This window comes from Stenotrophomonas geniculata ATCC 19374 = JCM 13324, assembly GCF_001431625.1.
Taxonomy (GTDB): domain Bacteria; phylum Pseudomonadota; class Gammaproteobacteria; order Xanthomonadales; family Xanthomonadaceae; genus Stenotrophomonas; species Stenotrophomonas geniculata.
This window is the reverse complement of record NZ_LLXT01000096.1, coordinates 20,860-27,815: the sequence shown is the minus strand read 5'-3', so window position 1 is coordinate 27,815 and position 6,956 is coordinate 20,860. Positions and strand designations below refer to the sequence as shown.

Genomic DNA, 6,956 nt, shown 5'->3' with positions numbered 1-6,956 from the left:
CCTGTCGGCGCGCCCCCTTGAACAACAAGGGGGCTCCTGGACTGTTGGATTGCGGGAAATGCCCCGGCGCGCGGCCGTGATCCGGTAGCGCCGGGCCATGCCCGGCGGCTTTTCGTTCAGGTCTCCGCCGGGCATGGCCCGGCGCTACCTCAGTGCTCGTGCGCTGCCGGGGCGGCGGCGCCGCCTTCGAGCTGGTCGAGGAAGTCGACCGCGCGGCGCAGGTGCGGGATCACGATCGAGCCGCCCACCACCAGGCCGACCGAGAAGGTCTCGAAGAATTCTTCACGGGTCACCCCGGCGTCCTTGCACTGGGCCACGTGGTAGCTGATGCAGTCGTCGCAGCGCAGCACCATCGAGGCCACCAGGCCCAGCAGTTCCTTGGTCTTCACGTCCAGCGCACCGGCCTGGTAGGTCTGCGTGTCCAGCGCGAAGAAGCGCCGCACCACCTGGTTCGGCTCGCCCAGGATGCGCTCGTTCATGCGCTTGCGGAACTCGGTGAACTCGGCGATGCGGTCCTTGCTGCCGTCGTCGGCCGCGCTCATGCCTGGCCCTGCCCGGCCAGCAGCGGCTCGAGCTTGCCTTCACGGTGCAGGGCCATCATGTCGTCGTAGCCGCCCACATGGACGTCGCCGACGAAGATCTGCGGCACGCTGGTACGGCGGGTCTTGGCCATCATCTTCTCGCGCTCGACCGGGTCCAGGTCGATGCGGACCTCGGTCCACTGCTGGCCCTTGCTCTTCAGGAAGTTCTTGGCGGCCACGCAGTACGGGCAGACGGCGGTGGAATAGATGGTGATGGCGGGGGCACCGCCGGCGGTCTGGGCTGTCACGGGAAACTCCACGATGGATCGACGGTCTACATATGGTACCGGTGCGCTGGAAATTCCACGCCACGGCCGCAACACTGTGGATTAACGAATGGTTGCCCCCTGCCCTGCCACGCTTGGCGCGCCCCGCCCGAGGACCTCCTGCTTGCGAGCCCTGCTGCTGACTACCGCCGTCACCCTGGCCCTGGCCACGCCGCTGGCCCAGGCCCAGGAGAAGCTGCCCGACATCGGCTCGTCGGCCGGCGAGCTGCTGACCCCGGCCCGCCAGGCCGAGTACGGCGCGATGATGCTGCGCGAGCTGCGCAACTACGGCTACCTGCTGGACGACCCGCTGGTCAACGACTGGCTGCAGACCATGGGCACCCGCCTCGGCTCCAACAGCGACCAGCCGCGCCAGCCGTACACGTTCTTCGTGATGAACGACCGCCAGATCAACGCCTTCGCCACGCTGGGCGGCTACATCGGGGTCAATGCCGGCCTGGTGCTGACCGCCGAGCGCGAGGACGAGGTGGCCGCGGTGCTGTCGCACGAAATCGCCCACGTCACCCAGCAGCACGTGCTGCGCGGAGTCGAGCGCGCCCAGCGCGACCAGATCCCGATCCTGCTCGGCATGCTGGCGGCGGTGGTGGCCGCGCAGGCCAGCAACAGCACCTCCTCCGGCAACGCGACGATGGCCGCGATCAGTTCCGGCATGGGCCTGATGCAGCAGCGGCAGATCAACTACACCCGCTCCAACGAGTCCGAGGCCGACCGCCTCGGCATCCGCACCCTGTCGCGCAGTGGCTACGACGTGGATGCCATGGCCGGCTTCTTCGAGCGGATGGCATCGGCGATGCGCGGCAACGAGGGCGGCTACAGCGTGCCCGAGTTCCTGCGCACCCACCCGGTCAACATCACCCGCATCAGCGAGGCCAAGGCCCGCGCCGAGCAGATGAAGAAGGACACGGTGCTGCTGACCACCACCACCCCCAGTGGCGAGCGCAGGGAGCGCGTGGACCCGACCGATCCCAGCCTGGCCGAACCCCTGTTGCGCGGAAACAACCCGCTGCTGCCCAGCAGCGTGCTGCGCATCCCGATGGGCCAGCTCAGCCGCGGCGCCAGTGGCGACTTCGACTGGGCGCGCGAGCGCCTGCGCGTGCTCAGCGCGGACTCCACCCCCGAGCTGGAACGCGAGTACGCCGATCTGGCCAAGCGCCAGAAGGACGGCCTCAACGATGCCCAGCGCTATGGCCAGGCGCTGGCGGTGATGCGCAGCGGTCGCGCCGGCGCCGCCCAGGCCCGGCAGACCCTGGCAGGCCTGCTGCAGACCCGCCCGGACAATCTGTGGCTGGCACTGGGGCTGGGCGAGGCCGAATCGCGTGCGGGCCAGACCGCCCAGGCCAACAGCCGCTTCGAGCAGCTGCTGCGCCAGCACCCCAACAGCCGTCCGGTGGCGCTGACCTATGCCGAGATCCTGAACGAACAGGGCAGCCGCGAGGCCGGCCAGCGCGCGCAGGCCATGCTGCGGCCCCTGCTGTCGCAAAGCGGTAACGATCCGGTCTTCCAGCAGCGGTACGCCCGCGCCAGCGAACTGGCCGGCGACAGCGTGCGTGCCAGCGAGGCCTACGCCGAGGCGGCCTTCCTCAGCGGCCGGCCGGAACAGTCGCTGATGCAGCTGCAGGCGCTCAAGCGCAATCCGGCGCTGGACTATGTCGGCCGGGCACGGGTGGATGCGCGCATCGAGGCGATCACCCCCACCGTGCTGGAGCTGCGCCGCCAGGGCGTGCAGGACCCGGATCTGGACCGCCGCTGAGCGCTGCATGACCGGCCGATGGCAATCCAGGCCGGTTCCGGCCAGGCAGTCACAAACATGTCATCAAACCGTAGTCTACTGGCACCACTCCAGTAACCGAGCCCTACGGTGTCCTCGTGCAGAAACGCATCCTGATCGTCGATGACGAGCCCGCGATCCGTGAAATGGTCGCCTTCGCCCTGCGCAAGGGCGATTACGAACCGGTCCACGCCGGCGACGCCCGTGAGGCCCAGACCGCCATCGCCGATCGCGTCCCCGACCTGATCCTGCTGGACTGGATGCTGCCCGGCACCAGCGGCCTGGACCTGGCCCGTCGCTGGCGCAAGGAAACCCTGACCCGCGAAGTGCCGATCATCATGCTGACCGCCCGCGGCGAAGAGAACGATCGCGTCGGTGGCCTTGAAGCTGGCGTCGACGACTATGTGGTCAAGCCGTTCTCGGCGCGCGAACTGCTGGCCCGCATCCGTGCGGTGATGCGCCGCGCCCGCGAAGATGACGAGGACGGCAGCGTGGCCGTCGGCCCGATCCGCATCGACGGCGCCGCCCATCGCGTGTTCGCCAACGACCAGCCGGTGCCGATCGGCCCCACCGAATACCGCCTGCTGCACTTCTTCATGACCCACCCCGAGCGCGTCTACACCCGCGCCCAGCTGCTGGACCATGTCTGGGGCGGCAGCGTGTACGTGGAGGAGCGCACCATCGACGTGCACATCCGCCGCCTGCGCAAGACGCTGGAACCGTTCAACGCCGAAAACATGGTGCAGACCGTGCGCGGCGCCGGCTACCGCTTCTCCACTGCTACCTGAGTCTCGTCGTGCCGGCGCGCCACGCACCTGCGGGTGCCGGCGCCGGCAACTCTGCTATAACCCTCGGTTCACCCCAGTGAACCGCCGCACCTCAACGACGAGATCGCAATGCCCCGCCACATCCGCTCTGCCTGGTTGAAGACCCTGGCCACCGTTGCCGCGGTACTGCTGTTCGCCGGATTGGTGGGGTGGTTCACGGGCCATCTGTGGTTGTGCATCGCACTGGGCGCACTGGCCACGCTGGCATGGCATTACTGGCGCCTGCGCAGCGTGCTGCGCCGGCTGACCGCGCGCCAGCGCTGGGACACCGCCGAAGAAGGCACCGGCGTCTGGAACGAGCTGGACCGCCTGCTGTACCGCAACCAGGTGGAAATGCGCGTGCGCAAGCGCCGCCTGCTGGACATGCTGCGCAGCTACCGCGCCGCCGCCGCCGCGCTGCCCGATGCCGTGGTGGTGCTGGATCGCAACAGCCAGCGTGTGCAGTGGTTCAACGAAGCGGCCACCGCCCTGCTCGGCCTGCATCATCCGGGCGACCTCGGCGAGGCCTTGGTCGAACGCCTGCAACCGATGCCGCTGGCGCATTGGCTCGCTGGTGGCCGCAATGCCGAGCCGATCCTGGACGTGCCCTCGCCGGTCGACCCGGCGATCCGCCTGAACCTGCGCCTGATTCCCTATTCCTCCGATTACTGGCTGCTGATCGCCCGCGATGTCAGCAAGCTGCTGCGCCTGGAGCAGGTGCGCCGCGACTTCGTCGCCAACGTTTCACACGAGCTGCGCACGCCGCTCACCGTGGTCCACGGCTATCTGGACATGATGGACCCGGAGGATTTCCCGGGAACCGGTCCGATGCTGGAAGAAATGCGCAAGCAGAGCCAGCGCATGGCCCAGCTGGTGGAAGACCTGCTGACGCTGTCGCGCCTCGAGTCGCAGGAACACAGCGAGGAAGAGACCGTGGCCATGCAGCCGATGCTGGCCACCCTGCGCCGCGAAGCCGAAGCGCACAGCCAGGGCCGCCACCAGATCAGCATCGACGATCTTGCCGGCGTTGACCTGCAGGGCTCGACCAAGGAACTGCACAGCGCCTTCTCCAACCTGGTCACCAACGCGGTGCGCTATACGCCGGCCGGTGGCCGCATCGCCGTGGAATTCCGCCGCGAAGGCGACGGCGCCGTGCTGGCAGTGCGCGATTCCGGCTACGGCATCCCGGCCACCCACCTGCCGCGCCTGACCGAACGTTTCTACCGTGTCTCCAGCAGCCGCTCCCGCGAAAGCGGTGGTACCGGCCTGGGCCTGTCCATCGTCAAGCACATCCTCGGCCTGCACCATGCGCGGCTGGAGATTGAAAGCGAGGTTGGCAAGGGCTCGGTGTTTTCCTGCCATTTCGATGCCGACCACGTGCGCCCGCGCGACTCCGCCCCCCTGACTTCCATCGAAGAATGACGCCATGAGCAGCCTCGGATCCCTCCCCCTCCCCGTGAGCCCGGACAACGATCCGCTGCGTGACCCGGCGCTCTACATCAACCGCGAACTGTCGCAGCTGGATTTCAATTTCCGCGTGCTGGCCCAGGCGATGGACCCGCAGGTGCCGCTGCTGGAGCGGCTGCGCTTCATGTGCATCTCCTGCACCAACCTAGACGAGTTCTTCGAGATCCGCGCCGCCGCCGTGCGCCACGCGCAGGAATTCGGCCTGCCGCCGGCGCCGGACGGGATGAGCCCGCAGGCCATCCTCAATGCCATCCACGACCGCGCCGCGGAACTGGTGGACCAGCAGTACCGCTGCTGGAACGAGACGCTGCGCCCGGCGCTGATGGAGGCCGGCATCGGCGTGCTCGGCCGCCATTCCTGGACCGACCGCCAGAAGCGCTGGCTGCGCGCCTACTTCCGCAACGAGATCATGCCGGTGCTGTCGCCGCTGGGCCTGGACCCGGTGCATCCGTTCCCGAAGATCCTCAACAAGTCGCTGAACATCGTGGTGGTGCTGAAGGGCACCGACGCGTTCGGCCGCGCCGGCCATCTGGCCATCGTGCGTGCGCCGCGCTCGCTGCCGCGCATCATCCAGCTGCCGGAGAAGCTCGGCGGATCGCAGAACTTCGTGTTCCTGTCGTCGGTGCTGTCCACCTTCGTCGATGAGCTGTTCCCCGGCATGGAAGTGCAGGGGGCCTACCAGTTCCGCGTTACCCGCAACTCCGAGCTGGTGGTGGACGAGGAGGAAGTGGAGAACCTGGCGCTGGCACTGCGCGACGAACTGGTCGACCGCGGCTACCGGCCGGCGGTGCGCCTGGAAATCGCGCAGGACATGCCACGCGACATCGTGCGCACCCTGCTGCAGAATTTCGGCCTGACCGAGAACGCGGTGTACCGCATCGACGGCCCGGTCAACCTCAACCGCATCATCCAGCTGTACGACCTGATCGCGCAGCCGGACCTGAAGTACCCGCCGATGACCCCGCGCACGCTGCGCGACAGCGACGGCATCTTCGAGACGGCGGCGCGCCAGGACCTGCTGCTGCACCACCCGTTCGATGCCTTCACCGCAGTGCTGGACCTGATCCGGCAGGCGGCGATCGACCCCAACGTACTGGCGATCAAGCAGACCCTGTACCGCACCGGCAAGGATTCGCTGATCGTCGACGCGCTGATCCAGGCCGCGCGCAACGGCAAGGACGTGACCGTGGTGGTTGAACTGCGCGCACGTTTCGACGAAGAGGCCAACCTGGGCCTGGCCGATCGCCTGCAGGAAGCCGGCGTGCAGGTGGTGTACGGCGTGGTCGGCTACAAGACCCACGCAAAGATGCTGCTGATCGTGCGCCGCGAGGGCCGCAAACTGCGCCGCTACGTGCACCTGGGCACCGGCAACTACCACAGCGGCACCGCCCGCGCGTACACCGACATCAGCCTGATCACTGCCGATGCGGACATCGGCAACGACGTGCACCTGCTGTTCCAGCAGCTGTCCGGGCTGGCCTCGAAGATGAAGCTCAAGCGCCTGCTGCAGTCGCCCTTCACCCTGCACACCGGCATCCTCGGCCGCATCGAGCGCGAAACGCGCATCGCCGCCGCCGGCCGCCCGGCGCGGATCATCGCCAAGATGAACGCACTGAACGAACCGCAGGTGGTGCGCGCGCTGTACGCCGCCTCGCAGGCCGGCGTGCAGATCGACCTGATCATCCGCGGCGCCTGCACCCTGCGCCCGGGCGTACCGGGCATCTCGGACAACATCCGCGTGCGCTCGATCGTCGGCCGCTTCCTGGAGCACAGCCGCGTCTACTGGTTCGGCAACGACGGCGCACCGGAGATGTACTGCGCCAGCGCCGACTGGCTGGAACGCAACCTGCTGCGCCGTGTCGAGACGTGCTTCCCGATCCTCGACCCGGAGCTGGCCAAGCGGGTCTACCGCGAAGTCCTGCAGAACTACCTGGACGACAACCTCAACGCCTGGGAGCTGGACGCCGACGGCATCTACCACAAGCGTGCCCCGGCGCACGACGAAGCCCCGCATTCTGCTCAGATGGCATTGATGCAGGGGCTGTGA

Annotated in this window: 6 protein-coding genes; 4 read left to right on the top strand and 2 right to left on the bottom strand. The window is 68.1% G+C overall.

Features of this window, described 5'->3' with window-relative positions; genetic code table 11:
• Positions 1–149 precede the first annotated feature (149 nt).
• Together ARC63_RS08800 and grxC are read right to left on the bottom strand one after the other, a co-directional pair.
• Positions 150–542 (bottom strand): carboxymuconolactone decarboxylase family protein, encoded by a 393-nt coding sequence (locus ARC63_RS08800; protein ID WP_004154542.1) that lies wholly within the window; start codon positions 540–542, stop codon positions 150–152.
• On the bottom strand, positions 539–829 hold the full coding sequence (gene grxC / locus ARC63_RS08795; RefSeq protein ID WP_010483913.1) for a glutaredoxin 3: 291 nt from the start codon (positions 827–829) through the stop codon (positions 539–541). The genes ARC63_RS08800 and grxC overlap by 4 nt, the downstream gene beginning before the upstream one ends.
• A gap of 142 nt (positions 830–971) precedes the next feature.
• Here grxC and ARC63_RS08790 point away from each other — a divergent pair, with 142 nt between their 5' ends.
• The 4 genes from ARC63_RS08790 to ppk1 all read left to right on the top strand — a co-directional run bounded on the left by ARC63_RS08790 (position 972) and on the right by ppk1 (position 6,956).
• A complete protein-coding gene (locus tag ARC63_RS08790; RefSeq protein ID WP_057503053.1) occupies positions 972–2,618 on the top strand; it encodes a M48 family metalloprotease in 1,647 nt (548 codons plus the stop codon).
• 116 nt (positions 2,619–2,734) lie between these two features.
• A complete protein-coding gene (gene phoB / locus ARC63_RS08785) occupies positions 2,735–3,424 on the top strand; it encodes a phosphate regulon transcriptional regulator PhoB (RefSeq protein WP_005408258.1) in 690 nt (229 codons plus the stop codon).
• Positions 3,425–3,532: 108 nt separating this feature from the next.
• Entirely contained in the window at positions 3,533–4,864 is a 1,332-nt protein-coding gene (gene phoR, locus ARC63_RS08780; RefSeq protein WP_057503052.1) for a phosphate regulon sensor histidine kinase PhoR, read from the top strand.
• Positions 4,865–4,868: 4 nt separating this feature from the next.
• The gene (ppk1, locus tag ARC63_RS08775) at positions 4,869–6,956 is read left to right on the top strand and encodes a polyphosphate kinase 1 (protein WP_019337026.1); all 2,088 of its coding nucleotides are present in this window, start codon (positions 4,869–4,871) and stop codon (positions 6,954–6,956) included.

What these genes read in the sequence shown, in the direction of transcription:
- ARC63_RS08800 (WP_004154542.1), bottom strand. Translation starts at nt 542, where the DNA reads ATGAGCGCGGCCGACGACGGCAGCAAGGACCGCATCGCCGAGTTCACC.
- phoR (WP_057503052.1), top strand. Translation starts at nt 3,533, where the DNA reads ATGCCCCGCCACATCCGCTCTGCCTGGTTGAAGACCCTGGCCACCGTT.
- ppk1 (WP_019337026.1), top strand. Translation starts at nt 4,869, where the DNA reads ATGAGCAGCCTCGGATCCCTCCCCCTCCCCGTGAGCCCGGACAACGAT.